The organism is Bradyrhizobium ingae, from assembly GCF_055791185.1.
Genome location: NZ_JBVUBB010000004.1, coordinates 151,247 through 176,610 on the forward strand (window position 1 = coordinate 151,247; position 25,364 = coordinate 176,610).

At 64.3% G+C, this 25,364-nt stretch carries 26 protein-coding genes; 11 read left to right on the forward strand and 15 right to left on the reverse strand.

Annotated features, from left to right (window positions below):
• The first annotated feature begins 45 nt into the window (after positions 1-45).
• Positions 46-624 carry an HdeD family acid-resistance protein gene (locus tag ACV1FX_RS07925; RefSeq protein ID WP_473116987.1) on the forward strand — a complete coding sequence of 193 codons (579 nt, stop codon included), beginning with the start codon at positions 46-48 and terminating at the stop codon, positions 622-624.
• A 238-nt stretch (positions 625-862) separates the two neighbouring features.
• Positions 863-1,948 (forward strand): 3-deoxy-7-phosphoheptulonate synthase, encoded by a 1,086-nt coding sequence (locus ACV1FX_RS07930; RefSeq protein WP_473116988.1) that lies wholly within the window; start codon positions 863-865, stop codon positions 1,946-1,948.
• Positions 1,949-2,001: 53 nt separating this feature from the next.
• On the opposite strand, the gene ACV1FX_RS07935 is transcribed toward ACV1FX_RS07930, so the two are convergent.
• Genes ACV1FX_RS07935 through epmA form a run of 3 tightly spaced genes read right to left on the reverse strand, consistent with a single transcriptional unit; the run spans position 2,002 to position 4,443 of the window.
• Positions 2,002-2,253 (reverse strand): hypothetical protein, encoded by a 252-nt coding sequence (locus ACV1FX_RS07935; RefSeq protein ID WP_473116989.1) that lies wholly within the window; start codon positions 2,251-2,253, stop codon positions 2,002-2,004.
• Between the two features lie 46 nt (positions 2,254-2,299).
• Complete coding sequence (locus ACV1FX_RS07940) at positions 2,300-3,394, reverse strand: lysine-2,3-aminomutase-like protein (RefSeq protein ID WP_473116990.1); 1,095 nt, start codon at positions 3,392-3,394, stop codon at positions 2,300-2,302.
• A complete protein-coding gene (epmA, locus tag ACV1FX_RS07945; RefSeq protein ID WP_473116991.1) occupies positions 3,391-4,443 on the reverse strand; it encodes an EF-P lysine aminoacylase EpmA in 1,053 nt (350 codons plus the stop codon). The genes ACV1FX_RS07940 and epmA overlap by 4 nt, the downstream gene beginning before the upstream one ends.
• Positions 4,444-4,605: 162 nt before the next feature.
• Here epmA and efp point away from each other — a divergent pair, with 162 nt between their 5' ends.
• From efp to ACV1FX_RS07965, 4 genes are all read left to right on the forward strand, one after another.
• Positions 4,606-5,172, forward strand: a complete 567-nt coding sequence (gene efp, locus ACV1FX_RS07950; protein WP_458149597.1) for an elongation factor P — start codon at positions 4,606-4,608, stop codon at positions 5,170-5,172.
• Positions 5,173-5,329: 157 nt separating this feature from the next.
• Positions 5,330-6,937 carry a M23 family peptidase gene (locus ACV1FX_RS07955; protein WP_473116992.1) on the forward strand — a complete coding sequence of 536 codons (1,608 nt, stop codon included), beginning with the start codon at positions 5,330-5,332 and terminating at the stop codon, positions 6,935-6,937.
• 172 nt (positions 6,938-7,109) lie between these two features.
• Positions 7,110-8,024: an amino acid ABC transporter substrate-binding protein gene (locus tag ACV1FX_RS07960; protein ID WP_473116993.1), complete on the forward strand. Its 915-nt coding sequence runs from the start codon at positions 7,110-7,112 to the stop codon at positions 8,022-8,024.
• 426 nt (positions 8,025-8,450) lie between these two features.
• Positions 8,451-8,585, forward strand: a complete 135-nt coding sequence (locus ACV1FX_RS07965) for a hypothetical protein (RefSeq protein ID WP_473116994.1) — start codon at positions 8,451-8,453, stop codon at positions 8,583-8,585.
• Positions 8,586-8,619: 34 nt separating this feature from the next.
• Here the strand turns inward: ACV1FX_RS07965 and ACV1FX_RS07970 are convergent, their stop codons facing one another.
• The gene (locus ACV1FX_RS07970; RefSeq protein ID WP_473116995.1) at positions 8,620-9,120 is read right to left on the reverse strand and encodes a cupin domain-containing protein; all 501 of its coding nucleotides are present in this window, start codon (positions 9,118-9,120) and stop codon (positions 8,620-8,622) included.
• A gap of 32 nt (positions 9,121-9,152) precedes the next feature.
• Positions 9,153-9,632, reverse strand: coding sequence for a carboxymuconolactone decarboxylase family protein (locus ACV1FX_RS07975; RefSeq protein ID WP_473116996.1), 480 nt, complete (start codon positions 9,630-9,632; stop codon positions 9,153-9,155).
• A gap of 56 nt (positions 9,633-9,688) precedes the next feature.
• Between ACV1FX_RS07975 and ACV1FX_RS07980 the strand changes: the two genes are divergently transcribed.
• On the forward strand, positions 9,689-10,189 hold the full coding sequence (locus tag ACV1FX_RS07980) for a MarR family winged helix-turn-helix transcriptional regulator (RefSeq protein ID WP_473116997.1): 501 nt from the start codon (positions 9,689-9,691) through the stop codon (positions 10,187-10,189).
• Between the two features lie 12 nt (positions 10,190-10,201).
• On the opposite strand, the gene ACV1FX_RS07985 is transcribed toward ACV1FX_RS07980, so the two are convergent.
• Positions 10,202-10,369 (reverse strand): hypothetical protein, encoded by a 168-nt coding sequence (locus ACV1FX_RS07985; RefSeq protein WP_473116998.1) that lies wholly within the window; start codon positions 10,367-10,369, stop codon positions 10,202-10,204.
• 91 nt (positions 10,370-10,460) lie between these two features.
• Here ACV1FX_RS07985 and ACV1FX_RS07990 point away from each other — a divergent pair, with 91 nt between their 5' ends.
• On the forward strand, positions 10,461-11,687 hold the full coding sequence (locus ACV1FX_RS07990) for a lytic murein transglycosylase (RefSeq protein ID WP_473116999.1): 1,227 nt from the start codon (positions 10,461-10,463) through the stop codon (positions 11,685-11,687).
• A gap of 15 nt (positions 11,688-11,702) precedes the next feature.
• Here ACV1FX_RS07990 and ACV1FX_RS07995 read toward each other — a convergent pair whose 3' ends face one another.
• The gene (locus ACV1FX_RS07995; protein WP_473117000.1) at positions 11,703-12,512 is read right to left on the reverse strand and encodes an SDR family NAD(P)-dependent oxidoreductase; all 810 of its coding nucleotides are present in this window, start codon (positions 12,510-12,512) and stop codon (positions 11,703-11,705) included.
• 34 nt (positions 12,513-12,546) lie between these two features.
• A complete protein-coding gene (gene recJ / locus ACV1FX_RS08000) occupies positions 12,547-14,388 on the reverse strand; it encodes a single-stranded-DNA-specific exonuclease RecJ (RefSeq protein WP_473117001.1) in 1,842 nt (613 codons plus the stop codon).
• A 268-nt stretch (positions 14,389-14,656) separates the two neighbouring features.
• Between recJ and ACV1FX_RS08005 the strand changes: the two genes are divergently transcribed.
• The gene (locus ACV1FX_RS08005) at positions 14,657-15,745 is read left to right on the forward strand and encodes a methyl-accepting chemotaxis protein (protein WP_473117002.1); all 1,089 of its coding nucleotides are present in this window, start codon (positions 14,657-14,659) and stop codon (positions 15,743-15,745) included.
• Between the two features lie 190 nt (positions 15,746-15,935).
• Positions 15,936-16,295, forward strand: coding sequence for a hypothetical protein (locus ACV1FX_RS08010; protein ID WP_473117003.1), 360 nt, complete (start codon positions 15,936-15,938; stop codon positions 16,293-16,295).
• An 87-nt stretch (positions 16,296-16,382) separates the two neighbouring features.
• Here ACV1FX_RS08010 and ACV1FX_RS08015 read toward each other — a convergent pair whose 3' ends face one another.
• Complete coding sequence (locus tag ACV1FX_RS08015) at positions 16,383-16,793, reverse strand: ASCH domain-containing protein (RefSeq protein WP_473117004.1); 411 nt, start codon at positions 16,791-16,793, stop codon at positions 16,383-16,385.
• A gap of 254 nt (positions 16,794-17,047) precedes the next feature.
• Here ACV1FX_RS08015 and nirK point away from each other — a divergent pair, with 254 nt between their 5' ends.
• Entirely contained in the window at positions 17,048-19,210 is a 2,163-nt protein-coding gene (gene nirK / locus ACV1FX_RS08020; protein WP_473117005.1) for a copper-containing nitrite reductase, read from the forward strand.
• Between the two features lie 293 nt (positions 19,211-19,503).
• On the opposite strand, the gene ACV1FX_RS08025 is transcribed toward nirK, so the two are convergent.
• The 6 genes from ACV1FX_RS08025 to ACV1FX_RS08050 form a co-directional block, all read right to left on the reverse strand.
• On the reverse strand, positions 19,504-19,890 hold the full coding sequence (locus ACV1FX_RS08025; RefSeq protein WP_473117006.1) for a hypothetical protein: 387 nt from the start codon (positions 19,888-19,890) through the stop codon (positions 19,504-19,506).
• 195 nt (positions 19,891-20,085) lie between these two features.
• Positions 20,086-20,805 carry a haloacid dehalogenase type II gene (locus ACV1FX_RS08030; protein ID WP_473117007.1) on the reverse strand — a complete coding sequence of 240 codons (720 nt, stop codon included), beginning with the start codon at positions 20,803-20,805 and terminating at the stop codon, positions 20,086-20,088.
• 163 nt (positions 20,806-20,968) lie between these two features.
• The gene (gene glpX / locus ACV1FX_RS08035; protein WP_473117008.1) at positions 20,969-21,970 is read right to left on the reverse strand and encodes a class II fructose-bisphosphatase; all 1,002 of its coding nucleotides are present in this window, start codon (positions 21,968-21,970) and stop codon (positions 20,969-20,971) included.
• 165 nt (positions 21,971-22,135) lie between these two features.
• Positions 22,136-23,452, reverse strand: a complete 1,317-nt coding sequence (locus tag ACV1FX_RS08040) for a homoserine dehydrogenase (protein WP_473117009.1) — start codon at positions 23,450-23,452, stop codon at positions 22,136-22,138.
• 27 nt (positions 23,453-23,479) lie between these two features.
• Positions 23,480-24,700, reverse strand: coding sequence for an LL-diaminopimelate aminotransferase (locus ACV1FX_RS08045; protein ID WP_473117010.1), 1,221 nt, complete (start codon positions 24,698-24,700; stop codon positions 23,480-23,482).
• 238 nt (positions 24,701-24,938) lie between these two features.
• Complete coding sequence (locus ACV1FX_RS08050; RefSeq protein ID WP_473117011.1) at positions 24,939-25,223, reverse strand: hypothetical protein; 285 nt, start codon at positions 25,221-25,223, stop codon at positions 24,939-24,941.
• Between the last annotated feature and the right edge of the window lie 141 nt (positions 25,224-25,364).

The window sequence follows — 25,364 nt, forward strand, 5'->3', positions numbered from 1 at the left end:
TACTAAAGTGAGCCGCATTTGGTTCCTGCGGCCTTGGAGACCTTCATGACGCCGCCCGAGGATTTTACGCGCTTGCAGTCGGCCATGAGCCGGGCGGCCAAGGCGCATTGGAGAGCCTTCCTGTTCGAAGGCATCCTGCTCGCCATTCTCGGCGTCGCAGCGCTGATCCTGCCACCGCTTGCAAGCCTCGCGATCACGATTTTCCTGGGCTGGATGTTCCTGATCAGCGGTATCGGCGGGCTGGTGGTGACCTTCTGGGCGCGCAACATGCCGGGCTTCTGGTGGTCGCTGATCTCCGCGGCACTGGCGGTGCTCGCCGGCATGGTCCTATTGGCGCGGCCGATGCAGGCGGTGCTGACGCTGACGATCGTGCTCGGGGCGTACTTCCTTGCCGAGGGCGTCGCCACCATCATGTATGCGCTGGAGCATCGCCGCGAACTGACCGGTCGCTGGTCGTGGCTCGTGATCTCCGGCCTCGTCGACATCGTGATTTCGTTCCTGGTCATCACGGGCCTGCCGAGCTCGGCGGATTGGGCAATCGGTATCCTCGTCGGGATCAACCTCCTGTTCGGCGGCGCTACGCTGATCGGCATCGCGCTTGCGGCGCGCAACAGCAACACCTGACCGGCGCGCTGGGCTCGCCTTTCGAGTTTGGGGGGGGTGACAAGCCCCAGAGGCTGCGCTATAGAGCCCGCCATGATCACCTCCGCCACCAGCTATTTTTGGTACTTTAGCTACGACAGCTCGCTGGCGGCGGGAGGATCGCGCTCAATCTGACACATTGCAGCAAGACATCCGAACAGCCGCCAGACCTGGCGGCTTTTTTATTGGCCGGCAGGTTCTCCAACAACAGGAGCCCGCCGTGCTGAGCACGACCGACGATCTTCGTATCCGCGAACTGAAAGAGCTGAGCACGCCGGAAGAGGTGATGCGGGAAATTCCGCGCACGCTCACCGCAACCCGCGTGGTGATGGCGGCGCGCAACGCGATCCACGCCATCCTCAATGGCCAGGACGACCGCCTTCTGGTCGTCGTCGGCCCCTGTTCCGTGCACGATCCCGAGGCCGCAATCGACTACGCCGAGAAGCTCGCGCGCCTGCGCGAGGATCTCGCCGACCAGCTCGAGATCGTGATGCGGGTCTATTTCGAGAAGCCGCGGACCACGGTCGGCTGGAAGGGCCTGATCAACGACCCCGACCTCGACGGCAGCTTCGACATCAACAAGGGCCTGCGCCTTGCGCGCAACGTGCTGTCCGCGGTGAACAATCTGGGCCTGCCGGCCGGCGCTGAATTCCTCGACATGACGACGCCGCAATACATCGCCGACCTCGTGTCCTGGGCTGCGATCGGCGCGCGCACGACGGAAAGCCAGATCCATCGCGAGCTGGCGTCGGGGCTGTCCTGCCCGGTCGGCTTCAAGAACGGAACCGACGGTAATGTCCGCATCGCTGCGGACGCGGTGAAGTCAGCCGCCCATCCGCACCATTTCATGGCGGTGACCAAGCGCGGCCGCTCGGCGATCGCGTCGACGGCGGGCAACGAGGACTGCCACATCATCCTGCGCGGCGGCAGCAAGCCGAATTACGACGCCGCCAGCGTTGCGGCGGCCTGCAACGAGCTCGCCAAGTCAGGTGTCGGGCCGCGCCTGATGGTGGATGCAAGCCATGCCAATTCGAGCAAGAAGCCGGAGAACCAGCCGATCGTCACCGCCGACATCGCCGGCCAGATCGCCGGCGGCGAGAGCCGCATCATGGGCGTGATGATCGAGAGCAATCTCGTCGCCGGCCGCCAGGACGTGGTGCCGGGCAAGCCGCTCACTTACGGCCAGAGCATCACCGATGGCTGCATCGACTGGGCGACGACGGCGACGGTGCTCGGGCAGCTGGCCGACGCGGTCGAGATCCGGCGGAACGCACAGCGCGCGGGCATCCACGAACGCACTGCCTAGGCGGACCCCTGCGGGCGGGGCGAGCTGTCGCGCCCTGCCCGCTCGCTACGCGGCTAACACCCGCGGCAGATGCTCTTGATCTTCTTGTCGAGCGCCTGATTTTCCTTGCTCAGGGGATCACTGGGATCGCTGAGGTTCTTCTCGCTCGGCACGTCCGAGACGCGCGGCTGGCGATGGCCGACCGGTGCGGGCGGCACGGAGCCGGCGGATTGACCCGATGTCGCCGATCCCTTGCTGCCGGTCTGCGCAATGGCCGTGCCGCCGAACAAGGCCAGCAGCGACAGTGCCACGACGAATTTTCTCATTCTGCTCCTCCACTCCGAAAAGCCGGCGCGCCCTCGTTTTGTCCGCTCAGCTCTCCGGCGGATAGAGGTGAACGTCGCCGCAATAGTCAACGATACGATAGCGCGTTTCCGATGCCGCTTCACCTTCGGTGGGTGCGGTATTTTGCGCCGCCAACACGTAATTCGGGCCAACTGGCGATTTACCGGCACCGCCGGGAAGATCGAGCACGAACTCCGGCTGGCACAGGCCTGACACCCGGCCGCGCAGCTCGCGCATCAGGTCCTGCCCCTCGGCAAGCGTGGTGCGCAGATGCGACGTGCCCGGCGCGAGATCGCCGAGATGCAGGTAGTAGGGCTTGATCCGGCATTCGACGAAAGCACGCATCAAATCCGACAAAGCGGCGACGCTGTCGTTGACGCCGCGCAACAGCACGGACTGGCTGACCATGGGAATACCGGCATCAACGAGGCGCGCGCAGACGGCGCGCGCCTTGTCCGTAAGCTCGCGGGCGTGGTTGGCGTGCAGCGCGACCCAGGTCGTGGCGCCCTTCACCATCAAGGCGGCGACCATTTCGTCGCTGACACGATCGGGATCGGCAACCGGCACGCGGGTGTGCAGGCGGATGATCTTGACGTGATCGATTTCGGCCAGGTCGGCCATGATCTCGCCCATTCGCCGCGGCGACAGCATCATGGGATCGCCGCCGGTGAGGATCACCTCCCAGATCTCGCTGTGCGCGCGGATATATGCGATCGCTGCGCGATAGGCGCTCGCCGACAGCGCGTTCTCCTTGCCCGGGCCGACCATCTCCCGCCGAAAACAGAAGCGGCAATAGACCGCGCAGACATGCACGAGCTTGAACAGTACCCGGTCAGGATAGCGATGCACGATGCCGGGGACCGGCGACCAGGCGTGATCACCGATCGGGTCGGCATCTTCGCCCGACTGCACCTGAAGTTCCGCGGCATTCGGAACGAATTGCCGCGCGATGGGATCATCGGAATCGGAGCTGTCGATGAGACCGGCGAGCTCCGGCGTGATCGCGACCGCGTAGCGCGCAGCGACGCGCTCGAGCGCCGCGAGCTCCGAAGCCGGCGCGAGGCCGCGCTCCACGAGTTCGGCCGGCTCGCGCAAGGTGCGCGCAAGATTGGTCTTCGTCATCTGTCACCTTGAGGCGGCGTCCACACCACCTGATCAATCCGCAACGCGCCGCTCGCCAGCATCACCAGCCGGTCGAAGCCGAGCGCCACGCCGCTCGCCTCCGGCATTTGGCCGACGGCGGCGAGAAAGTCCTCGTCCAGCGGATAGGCCTCGCCATAGCGCCGCTGCTTCTCCGCCATCGACAGTTGAAAGCGCCGGCGCTGCTCCTCGGCATCAGTCAATTCGCCAAAGCCGTTGGCAAGCTCCACTCCGCAGGCATAGACCTCGAACCGTTCGGCCACCCGCGGATCGTCCGCCTTCGCCCGTGCGAGCGCTGCCTCGGGAGATGGGTATTCGAACAAAATGGTCAAACGCCCCTGCCCCAGATGCGGCTCGACATGCTCGACCAGGACCTTGCTGAAAATGTCCGACCAGGTGTCGTCCTGAGCTAGGCGCACCTTCGCTCCGGCGACAGCGGCGAGCGCATCGCGATCGCCCTCGTCGCCTGAAATGGTCGACAGCAGGTCGATGCCTGCAAATTGTTCGAAAGCATGGGCAACGGTCAGAAGCTCAGGCTCCGCAAAGGGGTCGGCAGTCCGGCCACGGAACGAGAACTGGCCGATCCCCGTCGCCTGCGCGGCGCGTGCGATCACCACGATGCAGTCGGCCATGATGGCGTCATAGGGGGCGCCTGCGCGGTACCACTCCAGCATGGTAAATTCGGGCAGATGCAGGTCGCCCCGCTCCCGGTCGCGAAACACCCGCGCCAGCTCGAAAATCCGGGTCTCTCCCGCCGCGAGCAGCTTCTTGCAGGCGAATTCCGGCGAAGTCCGTAAATACCGTGACACCCGGCTGCCGTCGGGGCGCATGATCCCGGTCCGGGGCGCATGCAGATGGGTCTCATTGCCCGGCGAAACCTGCAAAACCGAGGTTTCGACCTCGACAAAGCCCTGCTCGGCGAAGAAGGCCCGGACGGCCGCCGTGATCGCCCCCCTCGCCTGGAGGAACGGTCGCCGGTCGATATGCCGGTCGGGCGCCCAGAACGGGCTGATGGGCTTGTCCCCAACCATCAACGGACAATCCCGGGGAGCAGCAAAACGCTGGCATCCAACGGCAAAATCAGTATGTTGCGGCCCGAAATGGGCGCCGAGGTCCGAGTCAAGGCCCCCAGTCCCCCATCAATTTGACCGCGCCCTGGCCGGTGCCGGGCTAAGCAAGCAGGAAATACACCTTTGAGAGTCATCGCCAGTTCTATTCGCAAGGGCAACGTGATCGAGCAAGACGGCAAGCTTTACGTCGTCGTGACCGCCGAGAACATCCATCCCGGCAAGGGCACCCCGGTCAGCCAGATCGAAATGCGCCGAATCAGCGACGGGGTAAAGATCTCCGAGCGGTACAAGACCACCGACCAGGTCGAGAAGGTCACGATCGAAGAGCGCAACTACACCTTCCTCTATGAGGACGGCGACGGCTACCACTTCATGAACCCGGAAACCTATGACCAGGTCCAGGTTTCCAAGGACATCATCGGCAACTCGGCGGCCTATCTCCAGGAGAGCATGACCGTCAAGCTGTCCATGCACGACGCCAACCCGGTGTCGATCGCGCTCCCGCAGCGCGTGACGCTGGAAGTGGTCGAGACCGAGCCGGTGACCAAGGGCCAGACTGCCTCCTCCTCCTACAAGCCCGCAGTGCTCTCCAACGGCGTCCGCACCACAGTGCCGCCGCACATCTCGGTTGGCACCCGCGTCGTGGTGATGACGGAAGACGGTTCTTACGCCGAGCGCGCCAAGGACTAAAGCGCGATCAGGCTAGGATGAATCGTCATCGCGCTTTAGGTTGTTGTTGTTGGCGCATGATTTTTCCGGAAAACCGCTTCGCACTTTTCCGGATCATGCTTTAGGCAAAGCGACCGAGCGGTCGGAACAGGCAAGGTCGCCGGGGGGCGGGACAACAGTGGGCAGGCACAGCTACCGCTTCGTCTCGTCTCTTTTGGGCTTGCTTACGCTTCTGGCCGCCGGTTCTGCGCCGCTCTCTGCGGACGAATTCCGCACCCCCTCGCTCACGGCCCTGCGCGTCGACTGGCGCGCAGCGCTCGACCAGCTCCGTAGCGAAATCAACGCGCATCCCGCGATCGCCGGTGATTTCGTGTTCACACAGCGCCGTTCGGTCGGCCGCTTCGATCCCCGTGCACTGCCGGCGCTGGTGCAACTGAACGGGGTTTCCTCGCAATTCTTCTCCGGTATCGCGCGCAGCTCCGTCCCGGTCCTGCTGCCCTTCGATGCCGCCGCCTATCTCGACGCGCAGCGCGCCGGCGCGTCAACGAACCTGTCGCTGGCCCGCTATCAGTCCGACTTCAGCCCGGCCGACCTGTTCGACGCGGGCCCTGCGGGCTACGACGCCGTCTTCTCACTCGAGCCGGGCGCCGGCGACGGCCTGCCGCAGCGAGTGTTCGCAAAACCGGTGGAGATCCAGATCACCGGCTCCGCGCTGATCTACGATATCGCGGATCCCACGGGCGGTAAGGGTGAGCCGGTCAAATCGCTTTCCGGCCAATATCCGGACCTGCGCCGTTTTATCCGCGAAGGCTATGTGCGCTACGCCTTCAGCCGTTTCGGCGCCGCCTATGTCGTGTCGATCCAGTGCCTTGACAGCGCCGCCAAGCCGCGGCGGCTCGCCTGCAAGGAGGCCTATCCGGTCGCCGAGCGCTTCCTGAAGGCGTTGCATGTGGCGGGCGGCCAGCGCATGCGCCCGCTGACGGACGCCGTCTCCGAGATCGTCGATCGTCCTTTGGCGCGATCGGCGGATTTCGGCTATCGGTCGAGCGGCGACATCATTCCCAACACCGGCTACCGCAAGCAGGCGGGCCATCCCGACGTGATGGCCTATGCGCAGATTCGGTTTCCGCTGGCGAAGGCGCCGGCTTTCGTCCGCTCGCAATCCTACGGCAAGCGCGACAAGACGGACGGCCCGACCGCCTATCCCTGGCGTGACAATTTCTGCGAGTCCCGCAGCTTCGAGGTCTGGCAATGCCCGGGCGGCTATGGCCATCAAGGCGAGGACATCCGCGCCGCCGATTGCCCGGCGAATACTGACGCCGGCGAACGCTGCAACCCCAAGCATCAGAGCGTCGTCGCCGTGCGCGATGCGACCGTGATCCGCGGGCCGAAGGACCAGGCGGCCACGCTCCAGGTCAACAGCCGCACCGAGCACATCCGCTTCCGCTACATGCACATGAACCCGTCCACGATGAACGCCGACGGCCTCGTCAACGGCCACGCCGTCAGCGAGGGCGAGAAGATCGGCGTGATCTCCAACTATCTGGACCATCCTGGTGGCACTTCGCTTCATCTCCATTTCGACGTCCAGGTGTTCACCCGCGACGGTTGGATCTGGGTCAACCCTTACATCACCCTCGTCTCCGCCTATGAACGCCTGATCCGCGGCCGCGGCCGCGAGATCGGTCCGGAGGTCGCCGGCGCGGCACAGCCGCTTGCGCACGCGCTGCCCGAGGATGCGGTCAAGCCGGACCAGCGCGAAGGCGCGAGCAACGAGGAGAATTGAGGCGAGCACGCCGTCGACAGACGGCGGCTGCTCCGCCTCAGCACCGTCGCGGCGAGCGATCCGGACCTGCCCCCTTCGGGCTCCGCCCTATCTGGCCTCAGAATTGCTTGGGCACAGGGCGGGCGCTGCAGCTGCGCGCGAGCGCCGCAACGAAACCGGATAAGGGAAGCATATGCGTTTTTTGACAACGGCGGCCGTGCTGACCGTCGCGCTCGCTACGCCTGCGCATGCGCATGCGCAGGAACTGAGCGGCACGTTGCAGAAGATCAAGGACACCGGCGCGATTTCGCTCGGCGTGCGCGACTCTGCCCTGCCCTTCAGCTACATCGATGACCATCAGAATATCGTCGGCTACGCGATCGACATCTGCATGAAGATCGTCGACGAGATCAAGGCCGAGCTCAAGCTGGACAAGCTCGACGTCAATGAAACCGTGGTCACCTCCTCCAACCGCATTCCGCTGATGGCCAACGGCACGGTCGATCTCGAATGCGGCTCGACGACCAACAACGCCGAGCGCCAGAAGCAGGTGTCCTTCACAAACACTCATTTCCTCACGGCCAGCCGCTTCGTGTCCAAGAAGGCGCTGAAGCTCGACCAAATCGACGATCTCAAGGGCAAGGCTGTCGTCTCGGTCTCGGGTACGATCAATCTGGGCCAGCTCACCAAGGTCAATGCCGCCCGCTCGCTGGGCATCACCGTGATGAACGCCAAGGACGTTCCCGAAGCATTCCTGATGGTGGAGACCGACCGCGCCCAGGCCTTCGTCATGGATGACATTATGCTCGCGACCATGATCGCTTCGTCGAAGGATCCGTCGCTTTACGCGATCAGCTCCGCCGCATTCAACGATCCGGAGCCGTACGGCATCATGATGCGCAAGGAGGACGTTCCGTTCAAGACTGTGGTCGATCGGGCGACCAGCAAGCTCTACAAGAGCCCGGAGATCGAGAAGATCTACAATAAATGGTTCATGGAGCCGGTACCGCCGCGCGGCCTGAACTTCCACATCCCGATGCCGGCCGCGATGAAGAAGTCCTTCGAAAATCCGTCCGACAATCCCAATCCCGCCTCGTACGGAGGTTGATCCCCGCACGGACCAACCGAAGACGCAAGTTTCGGCATTCAATTTGCGCAGCGCGCCGCGCGTTGACCTCTTGGCCGCGAGAACGTCGATGGCACGCAAAATGCTTTTCAGTCGAGATGTTCGCAATCTTCATCATCGTCGGCATCTTCAGTGCGGGAATGGCCGCAGGCTACGGCATCCGGGACGCGATATCCCGGCGCCGGCGCAGGAGGTCGAGACAGGCCGGCTAGATCTGGAACTGCACTGGTTCACGATCTTCTGACCCTGTCCGCGGTTTCGGACCGCGCCGGCAGCTCCTATCCTGCGATGCGACAGGCGAAATGTTGCACCGAACGGATCATCCCCACCATGCACAACAGACCATCCACATTGGCTGTGCTTGCAAGCGCCCTATTTCTGCTTTGCACCCACCGTGAAGCCTCCGCCATGCTGAAGGATGCCTCGATCAATCACGACACGGGCAAGGCCAAGCGCAACTTCGAGCGCATGCTCCATTCCGATCATGCGTCCACGATCGACTGGAAGTCGATGGTGTCGGGCGCTGGCAAGGCGACACAATAGCGCGGACCTCTCCGCGCCATTCTGCCCCTCCTCGCTAGTTGATGAACGTCGTGAGCTGGGCGCCTTCATCCGCCACAAACACGGCGATCAGCTCTGCCGGCTCCGTGTTGCTCGCATTCGCCGATACCAGATGCGTCGAGCCCGGCGGTTCGAAGAAGGACTGTCCGACCGTGAAAGTCTCGACCGGGCCGCCGCCGAGCTGGGAGCGAATCTCACCCTTGGTGATATAGGCGGTGACCGAGCCGGCGTGCCGGTGCGGCCGCGAAAAGCCGCCCGGGCCGTAAGTGACGCGCACGATGGTGACGCGCTTGCCCGGCACGTTCGGCAGCGCGTAGGAGCCGATCGGCTCGACCTTGTCGAGCGGCGATCCTTCCGCCGCGTTGGCGCAGAGCGGCGCCAGCACGCCGGAGACGGTATCCATCGTCATCGGCAAGGCTTTTCCAAGGGCAAATGCGCAGGCGAGACCCGCGACGATCGCGAGCGACAGCGCTCGTGATTCAAGCCGCCACGGCGTGGCGGAGATGGCAGATATCATTGACGACATCCTGTGTCCTCCCGTGGGTGCGATCACGACGCCTTGGCGTGCGCGACGGCTGGCCGTTGCGGCGGCGTCCAGCGATAGGCGGCTCCAAAGCGGTTCCAGACGTTGATCGAGGCGACCGCCGAGGTCAGATACATCAGCTCCTTTTCGGAAAATTCACGGCTAGCCTCGGCATAGACGTCGTCGCTGACACCTTCGGGCAGGAAAGTCAGCGCCTCGGTCCAGGCGAGCGCGGCCCGCTCGCGCGCCGAAAAGATCGGAGCCTCGCGCCACACCGCAACCAGATTGAACTTGTCGACGGGCACGCCAAGCCGCTCGGACAGCAGGATATGGTGCTGCACGCAGAAGGCGCAGCCGTTGATCTGCGAGGCGCGCAGCTTGATCAGTTCGAGCAGTTGCTTGTCGAGACCGGCCTTGGCCGCAAGCTGGCCGAGCGCGAGCGTCAGGTCATAGGCATCGGGAGCAAGCGCCTTGAAGTCTTCATATTCGCTGCGGGCGTGAGACATGGACCTCACCTCGTGATATTATAAGTACACTTACAAGTTATCAGGGCTCTTATATTATGCACAAGCCTCGCCGGATCACAAATGCGCAACCGGAAAGCATGGTCGTTCCGCCCGCCCCCGGCGAAGGCAAACGCGGCGAAGAGGGTTATCTCGGCTACCTCTTGCGCCAGGCTCAGGCCGCCGTAAGGCTCAGCATGGAGCGGAGCCTCGCCGATCTCGGCGTCACGCCGCCGCAATTTGCCGTGCTGACCATGCTGAAGGCCTATCCCGGCCTCTCCGGCGCTGAAGTCGCCCGCCTGACCTTCCTGACGCCACAGACCGTCGGCGTGATCATCAGCAATCTCGAACGCGACGGCGCGATCCGCAAGTCACCACATCCCGTGCACGGCCGCATCCTGCAATGGACGCTGACGGCGCGCGGCAAGGCGCTTCTGAAGACGTGCCGGGAGCGCGTCCTCGCCCTCGAGCAGCGCCTGGCAGCAGGGCTCGACGCGAAGGCGGAAATCACCGTCCGGCGCTGGTTGGCGCGGATCGCAACGGAGTTGCAGGCGGGCTAGGAAGGACGCGGCCTAATCGTCCCAGGATATGTCGGGGAATTCGGCGCCATCGCCGCCGCGTCCGTAATGTTCCGCCAGAATCGCCACGATGACGACGATCAACCCGGCGGCAAAGGGCCAGGGATTGGCGCGGATGAGGTCGAACAGCTCCTGCATGGCCGCCATTCTGCGCAATAACATGCGAAAGTTCCGTAAACCGGTGGGCCGAAAGTCGCCCCTCCGGCTTCAGGTTTCACCAACGAGCGCACCTGCTTCCGGCTAAACTATCGGCATGAACCAGCCTGATTCCTCACCTCATCCGACCCGCCGCGCTGCGCTGCAATCCCTGCTCAGCGTAGCCGCCCTCATCGCCTCGCCTGCCCGTGCGGCCACCCCGCCCGGCTTCGAGGAATGGCGCGAGAGTTTTCGCGCACGTGCAATGGCCAAAGGCATTTCGGCCGCCACCTGGCAGCGCGCGATGGCGCGCGTCGAGCCGGACATGAGCGTGTTCAAGGAGATCCGCAACCAGCCGGAGTTCAACGAGCAGGTCTGGCAGTACATCAACCGCCGCGTCTCCGACTGGCGCATCATCAACGGCAAGATCGCACTGAAGAACAACGAGGCGCTGTTCGCGCGTATCGAGCGTGATTTCGGCGTCGAGCGCGGCACGTTGCTCGCGCTGTGGGGCGTGGAATCGGCCTATGGCGATCCTCTGGTGCAGCAGAACCACATGAAGCCGGTATTTCCCTCGCTTGCCGCGCTCGCCTGGAACGAGCCGCGGCGAAAAGCCTATTGGGAAACCGAGCTGATCAACGCGCTGCGCATCGTCGACAAGGGCTGGAGCACGCCGCAAGAGATGCAGGGCTCATGGGCTGGCGCGATGGGGCATTCGCAATGGATGCCGGAAGTCTGGCTCAATGTCGGCATCGACTATGACGGCGACGGCAAGGTTTCGCCATTCGGCAAGCCGGACGATGCGCTGGGCTCGACGGCAAAATATCTCGTCAACCGCGGCAAGTGGCATCGCGGCGAGCATTGGGGCTACGAGGTGCGTGCGCCCGGCAACATGAGCGGCGGTCGAACCTATGCAGCCTGGCAAGCTGCCGGCGTCACGCGCGCAGACGGCCAGCCATTCCCGCAACCCAATGCTTCGGCGCAGATGTGGACGCCGGTCACCGGCGGGCCGACGTTCCTCCTGGGACCGAACTTCTATTCCGTGAAGAGCTACAATCCGTCGATGAACTATGCGCTGGCAATCTGCCATCTCGGCGACCGTTGCCTCGGCGCGCCGCCCTTCATCCAGCCGTTCCCCGGCTCCGAGCGCGTACTGACGCTCGCCGAGGTGCAGGAAATGCAGACGCGATTGACGAAAGCCGGATTCGACACCGGCGGCACCGACGGGCGCGTCGGCAACGACACGATGAAGGCGATCAAGGATTTTCAGCAGCGAGCCGGCATAACACCCGCGGACGGCTATGGCGGGCTGAAGGTGTTGGCGAAGCTGCGGCAGGGTGGCTGACAGCTTCGCGTCAGCTCACACCCGTCGCGGTGCGCTGCCGGCGTTCATGCCGCCGTCGATGACGAGCTCGGTGCCGGTGACGTAGCGCGAGGCGTCGGAGGCGAGATAGAGCACGCCGGCCGCGATCTCCGCCGCTTGGCCCGCGCGGGCGAGCGGGGTTGCGAGCTTGGCGCGCCCCTCGGGATCGATCGGCGCATTGCCCTGGCTGCCGGCGGCGCCCGTCGGGATCTTGCCCCAAATCGGCGTGTCGATGATGCCGGGATGCACCGAGTTGACGCGGATGCCGTCGCCGGCGCCGGCACATTCCATGGCGATCGATTTTGCGAACAACCGCACACCGCCTTTGGTGGCGGAATAGGCCGAGAGCCCGGGCGCACCGCGCAGGCCCGCGAGCGATGACATCATGATGATCGAGCCGCCGCCAACTTTACGCATCAATGGCAGGCAGTGCTTGACCGACAGGAACACGCCGTCGAGGTTGACCGCATTTTGCCTGCGCCAATCGGCGAGCGTCATGTCGACGATCGAGGGCACCGCGATGCCGATGCCGGCATTGGCGACCAGCACGTCGAGCCGGCCGTAGCGTTTTGCGGTCTCGGCTACGATCTCCACCCAGCGCTCCTCGCTGGTAACGTCCTGCTCGAGGAAGATCGCCTTGCCGCCCGTTCTGGTGATCCGCGCAACGACCTCGGGGCCGCGGAGATCATCGACGTCGGTTGCGATGACCGCGGCGCCCTCTTTCGCCAGCAATTCGACGACGGCTTCGCCGATGCCCGAAGCGCCGCCTGTCACCAGCGCGACCTTTCCCTCTACCTGTCCTGTCATTTGCACTCCCCTTTTCTTGTTGTTGGTTTAGCGCTTATCGGATGGTTTGTGGCCCCTGATCAGGCAAGGCGACGTCGATGACGCGCAGTTGCACGCGCTCGGCACCTTGATAGCGGTCGAGCGACAGCGCGCCCGCGACATGCAGCTGCTGGCCGCGGTTGGCGAGAAGCGCGTTGCCGAGCTTCTGGCCGATGGAGCGGAACGCGATGCCGTTGACGATCGCACCATCGCCCGATTTGAAGCGCAGCCGCAAATGCGCCTGTCCCACTTCGTCGGCATAGACGAGTTGGTGCGCCGGCAGCGCAAGCACGGCTTCCGGATTGCCGCTGCCGAATGGACCGGCGCGATTGAGCGTGTTGGCGAGCTCGGGCGTCACCGCGCGCGCGGACACCGCGCCATCAATGAAGAGCTCGTTGACGTGGCGCGCTTCCGCGACGTCGCGCGCAAGCGCGCTTTCGAGATAGGCGCGGAATTCGGCAAGCTTCTCCTTGCGCAGCGTGACGCCGGCAGCCATCGCGTGTCCGCCGCCTTTCAGCAAAATGCCGTCGGCAACGGCCTGACGTACCGCCTTGCCGAGATCGACGCCGGCGATCGAGCGCCCCGAGCCGGTGCCGATGCCGCCGGGCTCGAGCGCGATGGCAAACGCCGGCCGTGAAAACTTCTCCTTCAGCCGGGAGGCGACGAGGCCGACCACGCCGGGATGCCAGCCTTCGGACGCCGTGACGATCACGCCGAGCTTGTCCTCGAGCCCGATCGAGGCAAGCGCCTCCGCTTCGGCCTGGGCTTCCGCAGCCTGCTCGATGATGCGGCGCTCGCTGTTGAGACGGTCGAGCTCGGCCGCAATGCGTGCGGCTTCGACGCTGTCGCCTTCCAGCAGCAGCCGCACGCCGAGGTCGGCGCGGCCAATGCGGCCGCCTGCATTGATGCGCGGTCCTAGCATGAAGCCGAGATGCCAGGCCTCCGGCGGGCCGTTGAGCCGTGCGATGTCCATCAGCGCGGTGTGGCCGACATGGTCGCGCCGTCGCATCGCGATCAGCCCTTTGGCGACGAAGGCGCGGTTGAGGCCAATGAGCGGCGCCACATCGGCCACCGTGCCGAGCGCGACGTGATGCAGCATGCCCAAAAGATCGGGCTCGGGCATCTCGGAGGTCCAGAAGCCGCGCTGGCGCAGCTCGCGATTAACGGCAACGAGCGTCACCAGCACGAGACCAACAGCGGCGAGGTGACCAAGGCCCGAGATATCGTCGAGCCGGTTCGGATTGACCAGCGCATCGACCGCCGGCAGCTCCGTGCCGGCCTGGTGGTGATCGATCACGACCACCGACATGCCGAGCCGCTTCGCTTCGGCCAGCGGCTCGATGCTGGTGGTGCCGCAGTCGACCGTGACGAGCAGCGTCGCCCCCTTCGCAGCAAGCGCCCGCACCGCTTCTGTGTTCGGGCCGTAGCCTTCGAAAATGCGATCTGGAATGTGGATCAGGGGATCGAGCCCGCAATGGCGCAGGTGCCAGGCGAGCAGCGCGGCCGAGGTTGCGCCGTCGACATCGTAATCGCCGAAGATTGCGACCTTCTCGCCCCGCACCGCCGCCTCGGCGATACGCCGGGCGGCTACTTCCATCTCCGTCACCGTGAACGGATCCGGCAGCAGTCTGCGGATGGTCGGATCGAGGAAGTCACTGACCGCATCGATGTCGACGTCACGCCCGGCCAGCACCCGCGCCAAAAGCTCCGGGAGCTGATGGCGCTGGACGATGGCGAGCGCCCTCGCCGCTCCGCGCGCGTCCAGCCGGTCACGCCAGAGCTTGTCGGTCAGCGAGCGCGCAACGCCGAGAAACGCCTGGGGCAACTCGACGGGCAAGGCGGTGGCGGGCAGAGTCATGATTCGAGGGCTTCGATGGGTTCAGATCAGGCTGGTGGCCTCGGGCGGCCTGGATTCCGCCGGGAATCTTGCGGCATTTGCAATGTCCGGACCGAACAAAGCAGTGGATTGCCGACTCCGCAGGCGATCTGACTATCATTTGAGCAGCCCCATAGGCAGCAAATTAAGTGGGCGTTAGGCGGAATCTTCGAAAAAGACCTGTATTCGATCTGTAATTTTTAGTTTCGGGTCATTGCAGGTCAGACTTCATTGCAAGGGAATCCCCTCGATGTCTGCTGCGCTGGCCCTGAAGACCAAGCCACTTCCGACCGGAACCAATCCCGAAGCCGCTGACGACAATTCCGACATCTCCGCGCTGATCAACCGGCTGACGGCTGAGGTCAACCAGATCGCGGTCGACAAGACCAAGTCGATCCAGCAGATCACCAACCAGATGAAGATGCTGGCGCTGAACGCGCTGATCGAGAGCTCGCGCGCCGGCGCGCAGGGCGCGGGCTTTGCCGTGGTGGCGCAGGAGGTGCGCGGCGTCGGCCAGCAGGTCGAGACGATTGCGCGCGAGCTCGAGACGCAACTCACGAAACGCACCGGCGATCTCGTCTCCTCGATCGACCGCATGAGCCAGCGCTCGCGCGGCGAGCGCATGGTCGACCTGTCGCTCAATGCCATCGAACTGATCGACCGCAACCTCTATGAACGTACCTGCGACGTGCGCTGGTGGGCGACCGACTCCGCGGTGGTCGACTGCGCGGCCTCCCCGAGCGCCGCGGCGGTTTCTCACGTCTCGCAGCGTCTCGGCGTCATCCTCGGCGCCTATACAGTCTATCTCGACCTCTGGCTCTGCGACCTCGACGGCAATATCATCGCCAACGGCCGTGCTGACCGCTTTCGCGTCGTCGGCCAGAATGTCGCCAACACAAAATGGTTTCGCGAGGCGCGTACCTTGCGCTCCGGCGATGACTACGTCGCCGGCGATGTCGAGAACCAGTCCCTGCTCGGCAACGCGCAGGTTGCGACCTATTGCGCCAGCGTGCGCGCAGGCAGCGAAGCCAACGGCGCTCCAATCGGCGTGCTCGCCATCCATTTCGACTGGGAGCAGCAAGCCCGCGCCATCGTCCAGGGCGTGCGCGTCGGCGACAGCGACAAGGCGCGCGTGCTGCTCGTCGATTCACATCTGCGCGTCATCGCAGCCTCCGACGGACAGGGCATCCTGTCAGAGCGCATCACGCTCTCGATGAATGGCCAGCGCTCCGGCTTCTATCACGACCGCACCGGCGCCCTCGTCGCCTTCCATGCCACGCCCGGTTACGAGACCTACCGCGGCCTGGGCTGGTACGGGGTGATCATCTGCGGGGCGTGAGACTCCAAACGCAAAACAACCCCATGCAAAGTAGCCGGGGTGCCGGCGTCATTCGCGCATTTCGGAAAAACGATTGACACGTCAGGCAAATCAGGGGCAATAGTCATCGCGAGATTTGCGGCAGGCTGCGAAGAGGCTTCGCACTTCGGTTTGAAGGGCCTCCCCGCAACCCGCTAGCTATGGTCTGCTGATGTCGCGCCTTGTGTGTCTGTCGATTGCTGTCGTTCTGTCGCTGCTGCCCGTCGTCGCGCCGGCTGCGCCAAGCCACAAGCGGCCGGCGCCAGTGTGGCATGGCTACGGCTTCCTGCCCGGCTACCATCAGCCGCCGAGCAACAGCCTTCCGCCTTATGCCCAGAAAACTGCGGTGCGGCGCATGGTGCGCAATAGCCGACGCCCCTGGTACATCGACCCGGTCCCCAGCTATTACGGGTTTGACGGCAACTGGCACTATTTCGGCCGGCCCGGCTTTTATGACGGCCGCTACAACAACGGCAGCTTTGGCCCGTGCTGGACGCGGACGCCGATCGGACCGATCTGGAATTGCGGCTGATCGGCCGGTCGATCCGAATACTTGCTCGATCTGACGGTTGCGCACCGTTTAAGTCGTATTCGTAGGTCGGAAGGCCGAACGGCGAAACTATCGCTCCTGAAGATCGCCGAAAACCTCGACCAGGCGGAAGCGCTCGCACATCAGCATCATGTCTTCGCTGAATCGGCCGAGCCGGCCGAAATAGGCCCTATGGGCGCCGCGCCAATAGGCGAGGCTCCGATCGCCTTCCCCTTCATCGTAGGCAAACGCGGCATCGACTTCATGGAAGCGCCGGTACCTGACTTCGATAGTTTCGATGACACAGCGCGGTTCTCCGCGTCCGTCAAGCACAATCCAGCGCTCACCGGGCGTCGAGGTATTCGGCTCGTCTTCCGTGCTGCACGTTGCGGTCTTGATGCCTTTGACGACGAGTTCAAGCAATGCATCGGCGAGCGCGGGGCCATCGCCGAACGCGAACGTCCGCAGGTGCCGATATCGTTCGGGGACTGTCTTGCTCATGGTCCTTGAAGTCCCAGCAGAACCGACGTTTTTCGGGGAGCCTAGCTCAAACAACAGCCTAAAGCGCGATGACGCTTGATCCTAATCTCATCACGCTCTTGAGCTGAACGGTAGCTCGATGTGCAGTTTGTGCCATTCCAAATCGCTGATCTTCCGCGCACGCAGCGCAGAAGCCGCTATGGTTCATGCAAGCCACCTATTGACGAGCCGGCCTACCCGACACACATGGCCGGCCAAAAACGTGGGGAAACGCGATGTGGGAAACGATCAGGGAAGTGCTGCGCCAATGGTCGATTCTGGTCGTCGGCCTGGTCCTTCTCCTCGGCGGCTTCGCCCTCGGCACCGCCATGTATCCGCCCAGCGGGACCGCATCGAGCACACAGACGGCGGCTTCCGAAAAGCCGGCGCCCGAAGCTCAGCGCCAGATGGCGGACAACACTGCGCCGAAACAGCAGCCGGCTCCGAAGGATGTCGCCAAGTCGCAGCAAGCCCAATCCGCGCCGCCGCCCGCCACGGCCGAACCGCCCAAATCGTCGCCTTCTTCAGAGAAGACAGCATCTCCACAAGCGGCGGCCCCAAAGCAGCCGCCGCCCGCTCATGATCACATGACGCAGGATCATGTGGCGCAGGCAGCGCCCAGCTCTCCACCGGCGACCAGCGGTCAATCTGCCGAACCGTCCAAGCCGCCGACGCCTGTCCCGGCCGCAGCGGTCTCGGGCGGCGGCGATGCGACTGCGGGACGTCTCGTCTTCCGCAAGTGCCAGGCATGCCATTCGCTTGATGCGGGCAAGAACATGCTCGGCCCATCGCTCGCCGGCATCATCGGCCGCAAGGCCGGTAGCGAGCCAAATTACAACTACTCGCCTGCGATGAAGAGCGCCGATATCGTCTGGAACGAGCAGACCCTGGAAAAGTACCTCGACGATCCCGCGAAGACCGTGCCGGGCAACAAGATGCCCTTCCCCGGACTGAAGACGGATCATGATCGCGCGGACATCATCGCATTCCTCGCCGGCGCCTCGGGCGGCACGCAAACAGCGCAAGGCGGTCCCACAACCCAGCAGGCACCTTCGGCCTCACCGTCTGCCGCTCCTCCCGGCACGCCGCAGGGCACGACGGGCGCCGATATCGGTTACATCGCGGATGCGAAGTTCACACTGCGGTCGGGCATTGCCGAAGGACGGATGGTTTACATCGGCGTCGGCGGCGCCATCGAAGGCAAGGTGAACCCCGTGCTGACCGCGGCCGAGGGCCAGGTCGTGCAGCTCACGCTGATCAACGGCGAAGGCGCCGAGCACGACATCGTCTTCCCTGACCAGGATGCGAAATCGCCGCGGGTGACCGGCAAAGGCGCCAGCACGACCATCGCTTTCCGGGCCGCGAAGGCGGGCGACTTCGCCTACTACTGCGGCGTACCCGGCCACCGGCTTGCCGGCATGGAAGGGCAGTTCATCGTGACGGCCCGTCCCGCGCCGCAAACCGTCGTCGAGGCGGACATCTCGCGCGAACCTGGTGACGTGCCGCTGCCGATCGGCAAGCGCGGCCCGCAGACGGTCCGCGTCGATCTCTTCAGCGTCGAAGTCGAGGGCCGGCTCGCCGAAGGGACGACGTTCGGCTACTGGACGTTCAACGGCAAGGTGCCCGGGCCGTTCATCAGGGTCCGTGTCGGCGACACCATCGACATTCATCTCAAGAACTCGGCCGACAGCGCCATGATCCATTCCGTCGACTTCCATGCCGCGACGGGGCCCGGCGGCGGTGCGGCCGCTCTCCAGGTCGATCCGGGCGCCGAGAAATCAATGACATGGAAGGCGCTGGTGCCCGGACTCTTCGTCTATCACTGCGCGACGCCGATGGTCGCCGAGCATATCGCCAACGGCATGTACGGCTTGATCCTGGTCGAGCCGGAAGGCGGTCTGCCGCCGGTTGATCACGAGTTCTACGTCATGCAGGGCGAAATCTATTCGGATATCGCATTCGGTCAGCACGGCAGCGCGGAGTTCAGCGTCGACAAGCTGCTTGCGGAACGTCCCGAATATTTCGTCTTCAACGGCTCCGTCGGTGCGCTCTCGAAGCTGCATCCGCTGCATGCCAAGGTGGGAGATACGGTTCGTATCTTCTTCGGTGTCGGCGGACCGAACTACATCTCGTCCTTCCACGTGATCGGCGAGATCTTTGACAAGGTCTACACGTGGGGCGGCGTCATCACCTCGCCCGCCGAAGGGATACAGACGGTCGCCGTGCCTGCCGGCGGCGCCGTGATTACCGAATTCAAGGTGGACGTTCCCGGCAACTACACGCTCGTCGACCACGCGCTCGCACGCGCGGAGCGCGGCCTGGTGGGCATTCTCGCCGTCGAAGGTGCAAAGAACCCCGAAATCTTCAACGGCGAAGTGATGCCCGGCATGGGACACTGACGGAAGGCCGACCAATCCGAGAAGATGGCCGACAGGGCCACCGATCGGCTGACCAGCAGATACGTTACCGCCGGAGCAAGTAAGGTCGCGTCAATCGACCGCCTTCGACTTAGGAACCATCACCTGCCGCCATTCTTGATGCCCGATGACCAGCGATCCGCTTCTCAATCGCGCCGAGAAGGCTATCCGGGATACAAAGCACACCGCCGCCGTGCACCGGCAGCGGTTGAGGGAAGTAGCCATCACCCACGCCAGCATTGCCTGGACGATACGGTTGATTCAGGAAGAACGAGCTATTCCTCGCTCTCTTGGGCCGGAAATGGCTCATAGACCGTACGACGCTCCGGAAAATCCAGAGGCGAGTAAAGTCTCTGCCTCATTGGCAAGAAGGTAGCTCGAAAGAGCATCTTGCCGATCCGACGGCAGATCTGGTCTTGCCAATTCTGATTTGCAGCCACGAGGCGATGGGCTTCAGCGATTGCGGCATTGGCGCGCTGAAGCAGCTCGTTCGGCCCTTCCGCGTCATCCGACTTGCCCGCTTCCAAGCCACCGGACTCGGCCCCGCGCGCCTTGTGAAGCAGGGCATCGCATTCGTGACAGGAGGCCAATTTGTCCGCGAGTTCCTGGTTAGGGTCAGCCTCGTCTTTCCGGCTGTATCCATCGTCCGGAAGGGGGCACATTCGGTTCTCCTTCCGAGGTGGCGGGCGGCAGCGTGATCGGTCTCTCGCGCACCGACGCAAAGGCGAAGCCTCCGCCGATGATATCGAATAACCTAGCGCACGGCGTTTGGTTCCATCGTGAAAGCGGGGCAGCTCATTGCATCGCAACGTGCATTTGCCTGCGGCGGCAACGGTCCGTGACCGTGACCGGTGCGCCTAGCACCCCAATCGATCGGCGATGCCGCCAAAATCCTTGGCGACGATGTCCCACTGGCCGGTGGCCTCGAAGTCGACCTTTTGATGCGGACCGTATTCGGTCGGGCGCGCGACGAACGCGGTCTTGAGCCCATTCTTCTGCGCGGCCGCCAGATCACCGTTGTGCGCGGCGACCATCATCACCTCTTCCGGCTTGAGGCCAAGGAGCCGCGCGGCGCCGCGATAGGTCTCGGGGTCTGGCTTGTAGTGCTCGAACAGCTCGGCCGACATCACGAGATCCCACGGCAGGCCCGCGAACTTCGCCATGTTGGTGAGCAGCGCGACGTTGCCGTTCGAGAGCGGCGAAATCACGAATTTGGTCTTGAGTCGAGATAGGCCAGCGACTGAGTCCGGCCAGGGATGCAGGCGATGCCAGCCCTTGGTGAGGTAATCGAGATCGGCTTCGGTGAGATCCTTGATCGCAAACTTCTCGACCAGCTTTTCCAGAGAGCGGCGATGCAAATCGTCGAGGATGACATAGCCACGCTCGGGATGCTTGCGCACGTCGTCCATCGAGGCGACGTACATGCCGCGCCAGCCGTCGACCAGCGCGGTCCAGTCGGCGGTAATGCCGCGGCCCTTCCCCCACCACATGAAGTCGGTGATCAGGCTGGTGCGCCAGTCGACGACCGTGCCGAACACGTCGAAGACCAGGGCTTTGACGGCGGAGAGATCGGACATGCGCGCTGCCTCTGATTTGTTCTTGTTGTGATTCCGGGGGCGCGACGCAGTCGCGCTCCCGGAATCCAGAACTTGTGGCGCGAGATTCCGGGGTCTCGCGGAGCCCGTCATCGAGCCGGCCGGAGGCCGGACCCGGTGGCGAGCCCCGGAACGACAGAGAGCATCAGCCCAGGTAGAACTTCTCGAGCTGCCGGTGCTCGGCCTTGATGTAGCGCACGGTGCCGGTGACCGAGCGCATCACGACGGTCTCGGTCTCGATCACGCCGTCCTTGCGGAATTTGACGCCCGAGAGCAGCGAGCCGGTGGTGACGCCGGTGGCGGCGAACAGGCAGTCGCCGCGCGCCATGTCCTCGATGCCGTAGATCATCTTGGGATCGTTGACGCCCATCTTGGCGGCGCGCTCGCGCTTCTCGTCGGAGTCGAGGATCAGCCGGCACTGCATCTGGCCGCCGATGCAACGGAGCGCCACGGCAGCGAGCACACCTTCCGGCGCGCCACCGGTGCCGAGATACATGTCGACGCCGGTGTTGTCGGGATCGGCGCAGTGGATCACACCGGCGACGTCGCCGTCGGTGATGAGGCGCACCGCCGCGCCGGTCGAGCGCACGCTCTGGATGATGTCGGCGTGGCGCGGTCGGTCGAGCACGAGAACGGTGATGCCTTCGGGCTTGACGCCCTTGGCCTTGGCGAGACGCCGGACGTTATCCGCCGGCGAGGCATCGAGCTCGACCACGCCCTTGTCGTAGCCGGGCCCGATCGCGAGCTTCTGCATGTAGACGTCGGGGGCGTGCAGCAGCGTGCCGCCGTCGGCCATCGCCATGGTGGCGATCGAACCCGGCATGTTCTTGGCGCACAGCGTGGTGCCTTCGAGCGGGTCCACCGCGATGTCGACCAGGGGACCGGCCTTGAGGCCGACCTGCTCGCCGATATAGAGCATCGGCGCCTCGTCGCGCTCGCCCTCGCCGATCACGATGGTGCCCTGGATCGGCAGCTTGTTGAGCTCGCGCCGCATGGCGTCGACGGCGGCCTGGTCGGCAGCCTTCTCCTGCCCATGGCCGCGTAGCCGCGCCGACGACACCGCAGCCCGTTCCGTCACCCGCACGATCTCCAGCGTGAGAATGCGCTCGAGCAGCATCTGCGGGGGGACTGAAATATGGGTCGACATTGGCTCACTCCTTCAAAACCTAGTCCAAGCGGACATCCGTCCGCATCAATTCGTAACGCGTCGGTTCGGTTCGAACCGGTTCTTTAGTTTGAGCATGATCTCCCGCAAACGCGTTCAGCGTTTGTCGCGAGGGAGAAACCGCTGCACATTTTCCCGGATCATGCTCTAGTTCTTCTCTATCCTGATCACCTGCGGCCGTCCGCTGATCACCCTGTCGTGCTGTACGGCCGCAAGCGCACGGCGCACGGCGTCCTCGTGGGTCGCATAGGTGATCAGGATGACGGGCACGGGCACGGCCTTACCGCCGGTCTGCGCAGGGCCGCCGTTGGGATGGCGCTGCACGATGGATTCGATCGAAATCTTCTGCTCGGCGAGCCGCGTCGCGATCGCCGCCGCAGTGCCCGGGAAATCGCGCGCCAAGAGGCGGATGTAGTAGCCGCCCTCGTGCCGCTCCATCGGCGCCTTGCTGGTGTCGCGCAGTTGTGCGACCGGCCGGCCGAACGGATTGGCGCGAATGCCGCGCGCGACATCGGCGATATCGGCGACGACGGCAGAGGCCGTCGCAGCACCGCCGGCGCCGGGTCCGACCAGCGTGATCGGCGGAATGCCTTCGCCATCGATCGTGACCGCATTGGTGACACCCATCACCTGCGCAATCGAGGACGACTTTGGAACCATGGTCGGATGCACGCGCTGCTCGATGCCCTTGGCGGTGCGTACCGCGACGCCGAGCAGCTTGACGCGGTAACCGAGATCGGCGGCCGCGCGAAGATCTTCCGGAGCGATCGAGGAGATGCCTTCGACATACACGGCCTTTTGAGCAACTTTCGTGCCGAAGGCGAGGCTCGCCAGGATCGCGAGCTTCTGCGCGGTGTCGTGCCCGTCGACGTCGAAGGACGGATTGGCCTCGGCATAGCCGAGCCGCTGCGCATCCTTGAGGCATTCGGCGAACGACAGGCCTTCCTGCTCCATCCGCGTCAGGATGTAGTTGCAGGTGCCGTTGAGGATGCCGTAGACGCGGTTGATGCCGGTTCCGGCAAGCCCCTCACGTAACGTTTTGATGACGGGGATCGCAGCGCCAACGGCTGCCTCGAAATTCAGCGCGCCGCCGTGCTTTTCGGCGGCCTTCGCCAGCTTGATGCCGTGCTTGGCAAGCAGCGCTTTGTTGGCGGTGACGACGGACTTGCCGGCGCTCAGCGCTGCCTCGACCGCGGCACGGGCCGGATCGCCCGATCCGCCCATCAATTCGACGAAGCAGTCGATGCCGGGATGCGTGGCGAGGCTGAGCGGGTCCTTGACCCATTCGACGCCGCGCAGGTCAATGCCGCGCTTCTTCGCCTTGGAGCGCGCGGTGACGGCGACGACACGAATGCCCCGGCCGCTGCGGCCCGCGAGCACGCGAGCCTGGGTTTCAATCAAGCGGACAACTTCGGCGCCCACAGTGCCGAGCCCCGCAATACCCACTTTCAGGGGTGCGACCATAATGCTTCGAAAACCTGCCGGAAGGAACTAACGCCGATTGGCGAGCGGAACGACGTTGTGCAACGTTTCGATGCCGCTTTCAAGGAAGCGGCGCACGCCGCGCGCGGCCTGCCTGATCCGTTGCTCGTTTTCCACCATCGCGATGCGGACATATCCTTCGCCATGCTCGCCGAAGCCGACGCCGGGCGACACCACCACGCCGGATTTCTCGACCATCAGGGTCGCGAACTCCATGCTGCCGACGCTGCGGAAGGCTTCCGGCAGCGGCGCCCATGCGAACATCGATGCGTCCGGCGGCGGGATCTCCCAGCCGGCGCGGCCGAACGACTCCACCAGCGCATCGCGGCGCTTGCGATAGGTGTCGCGCATCTCCTTGATGCAATCGTCGGGCCCGTTCAGCGCCGCGGTCGCCGCAACCTGGACCGGCGTGAACGCACCATAATCGAGATAGGACTTCACGCGGGCGAGCGCCGCGATTACGCGCTCGTTGCCGACCGCAAAGCCCATGCGCCAGCCGGCCATCGAATAGGTCTTCGACATCGAGGTGAACTCGACGGTGACGTCCATCGCGCCAGGCACCTGGAGCACGGAGGGCGGCGGGTTGTTCTCGTCGAAATAGACCTCGGCATAAGCAAGATCCGACAGGATCAGGATCTCGTGCTTCTTCGCGAAGGCAACGAGGTCCTTGTAGAAATCGAGGCTCGCGACATAAGCGGTCGGGTTCGAGGGATAGCAGACCACGAGCGCGAGGGGCTTCGGAATCGAATGCACGATCGCTCGCTCGACCGCTTCGAAGAACTGCGGCGTCGGCTCCGATGGCACCGAGCGGATGACGCCGCCCGCCATCAAGAAGCCGAAGGCGTGAATCGGATAGCTCGGATTGGGACAGAGGATGACGTCGCCCGGCGCCGTGATCGCCTGTGCGACGTTGGCGAAGCCCTCCTTCGAGCCGAGCGTCGCGACGATCTGGGTGTCCGGATTGAGTTTCACGCCGAAGCGGCGGGCGTAATAGGCCGCCTGAGCCTTGCGCAGGCCGGGAATGCCGCGCGAGGCGGAGTAGCGGTCGGTGCGCGGCTTGCCGAGGGTCTCCTTGAGCTTCTCCAGCACATGCGGCGGGGCCGGCAGATCGGGATTGCCCATGCCGAGGTCGATGATATCGGCGCCGGCGTTCCGCGCGGCCGCCTTGGCCCGGTTGACCTGTTCGAACACGTAAGGCGGCAGACGGCGGATACGATAAAATTCTTCCATGGGTTCCAGGCTCCGAGCAACCGGCCAGGGCAGAATCGGGCGGCCTCGACGTGACAATCGAGAGAATGCCGGACCCCGCCTGAAAATCGCTCCAAATCAAATGCTTAGAGCAAGCTCCTTAAGGCGGGGACTGAACTCCCTCACCCTGACTTTCGGCTGAATGAGGTCTTTTAGCACGGCAACGCGGGCGCGCCAGCGATTACGTTGGCACCTTGGCGCAGAGCTATGTGGCTCAGAATTACTTCCCGCTTGCATCCTTGGCTGCCGCCGCGGCCTGGCGGTCGCGCGCGGCGGCCAGCTCGGCTTCGATCTTGGCGCGCTGATCCGGCGGGATCACCGCCTCGTCGCGAGCCGGCGGCAGATCATGCACGGGCAGGTAGCCGCCCGCCTCCTTCGGATGCGGCTGCGTGTCAGCGGGCGTCAGATCGGCGATCTGGCTGGAGCAGCCACCGAGCATCGACGCAATGATGAGCAGCGCACACGGCGCAAGCCGTCTCGTTTGTCGGTCCCACAACGCCAACACTTGGGAATCCCCTACTCGTCCCAACAGCACGGCCGATGGAGCTTACCCCAACCGCCGGCCTCAGCTCAAACCATTGCTGCCCTCAATGGCGTGAGCCGACCACATCCAAGGCCCCTGACGACGTGGTGAACCCTGATTGTG

Excerpts from the sequence above, each read along its gene's own strand:
- ACV1FX_RS07935 (WP_473116989.1), bottom strand. The coding sequence starts at position 2,253 with ATGAGAAAATTCGTCGTGGCACTGTCGCTGCTGGCCTTGTTCGGCGGC.
- ACV1FX_RS07975 (WP_473116996.1), bottom strand. The coding sequence starts at position 9,632 with ATGTCTCACGCCCGCAGCGAATATGAAGACTTCAAGGCGCTTGCTCCC.
- ACV1FX_RS08045 (WP_473117010.1), bottom strand. The coding sequence starts at position 24,700 with ATGGAAGAATTTTATCGTATCCGCCGTCTGCCGCCTTACGTGTTCGAA.
- ACV1FX_RS07965 (WP_473116994.1), top strand. The coding sequence starts at position 8,451 with ATGCTGAAGGATGCCTCGATCAATCACGACACGGGCAAGGCCAAGCGC.
- ACV1FX_RS07940 (WP_473116990.1), bottom strand. The coding sequence starts at position 3,394 with ATGACGAAGACCAATCTTGCGCGCACCTTGCGCGAGCCGGCCGAACTC.
- ACV1FX_RS08030 (WP_473117007.1), bottom strand. The coding sequence starts at position 20,805 with ATGTCCGATCTCTCCGCCGTCAAAGCCCTGGTCTTCGACGTGTTCGGC.
- glpX (WP_473117008.1), bottom strand. The coding sequence starts at position 21,970 with ATGTCGACCCATATTTCAGTCCCCCCGCAGATGCTGCTCGAGCGCATT.
- ACV1FX_RS08010 (WP_473117003.1), top strand. The coding sequence starts at position 15,936 with ATGTCGCGCCTTGTGTGTCTGTCGATTGCTGTCGTTCTGTCGCTGCTG.
- ACV1FX_RS07990 (WP_473116999.1), top strand. The coding sequence starts at position 10,461 with ATGAACCAGCCTGATTCCTCACCTCATCCGACCCGCCGCGCTGCGCTG.
- epmA (WP_473116991.1), bottom strand. The coding sequence starts at position 4,443 with ATGGTTGGGGACAAGCCCATCAGCCCGTTCTGGGCGCCCGACCGGCAT.
- ACV1FX_RS08025 (WP_473117006.1), bottom strand. The coding sequence starts at position 19,890 with ATGTGCCCCCTTCCGGACGATGGATACAGCCGGAAAGACGAGGCTGAC.
- recJ (WP_473117001.1), bottom strand. The coding sequence starts at position 14,388 with ATGACTCTGCCCGCCACCGCCTTGCCCGTCGAGTTGCCCCAGGCGTTT.
- ACV1FX_RS07995 (WP_473117000.1), bottom strand. The coding sequence starts at position 12,512 with ATGACAGGACAGGTAGAGGGAAAGGTCGCGCTGGTGACAGGCGGCGCT.
- ACV1FX_RS07970 (WP_473116995.1), bottom strand. The coding sequence starts at position 9,120 with ATGATATCTGCCATCTCCGCCACGCCGTGGCGGCTTGAATCACGAGCG.
- ACV1FX_RS08005 (WP_473117002.1), top strand. The coding sequence starts at position 14,657 with ATGTCTGCTGCGCTGGCCCTGAAGACCAAGCCACTTCCGACCGGAACC.
- ACV1FX_RS07985 (WP_473116998.1), bottom strand. The coding sequence starts at position 10,369 with ATGTTATTGCGCAGAATGGCGGCCATGCAGGAGCTGTTCGACCTCATC.
- nirK (WP_473117005.1), top strand. The coding sequence starts at position 17,048 with ATGTGGGAAACGATCAGGGAAGTGCTGCGCCAATGGTCGATTCTGGTC.
- ACV1FX_RS08040 (WP_473117009.1), bottom strand. The coding sequence starts at position 23,452 with ATGGTCGCACCCCTGAAAGTGGGTATTGCGGGGCTCGGCACTGTGGGC.
- ACV1FX_RS07960 (WP_473116993.1), top strand. The coding sequence starts at position 7,110 with ATGCGTTTTTTGACAACGGCGGCCGTGCTGACCGTCGCGCTCGCTACG.
- ACV1FX_RS07980 (WP_473116997.1), top strand. The coding sequence starts at position 9,689 with ATGCACAAGCCTCGCCGGATCACAAATGCGCAACCGGAAAGCATGGTC.
- ACV1FX_RS07925 (WP_473116987.1), top strand. The coding sequence starts at position 46 with ATGACGCCGCCCGAGGATTTTACGCGCTTGCAGTCGGCCATGAGCCGG.
- ACV1FX_RS08015 (WP_473117004.1), bottom strand. The coding sequence starts at position 16,793 with ATGAGCAAGACAGTCCCCGAACGATATCGGCACCTGCGGACGTTCGCG.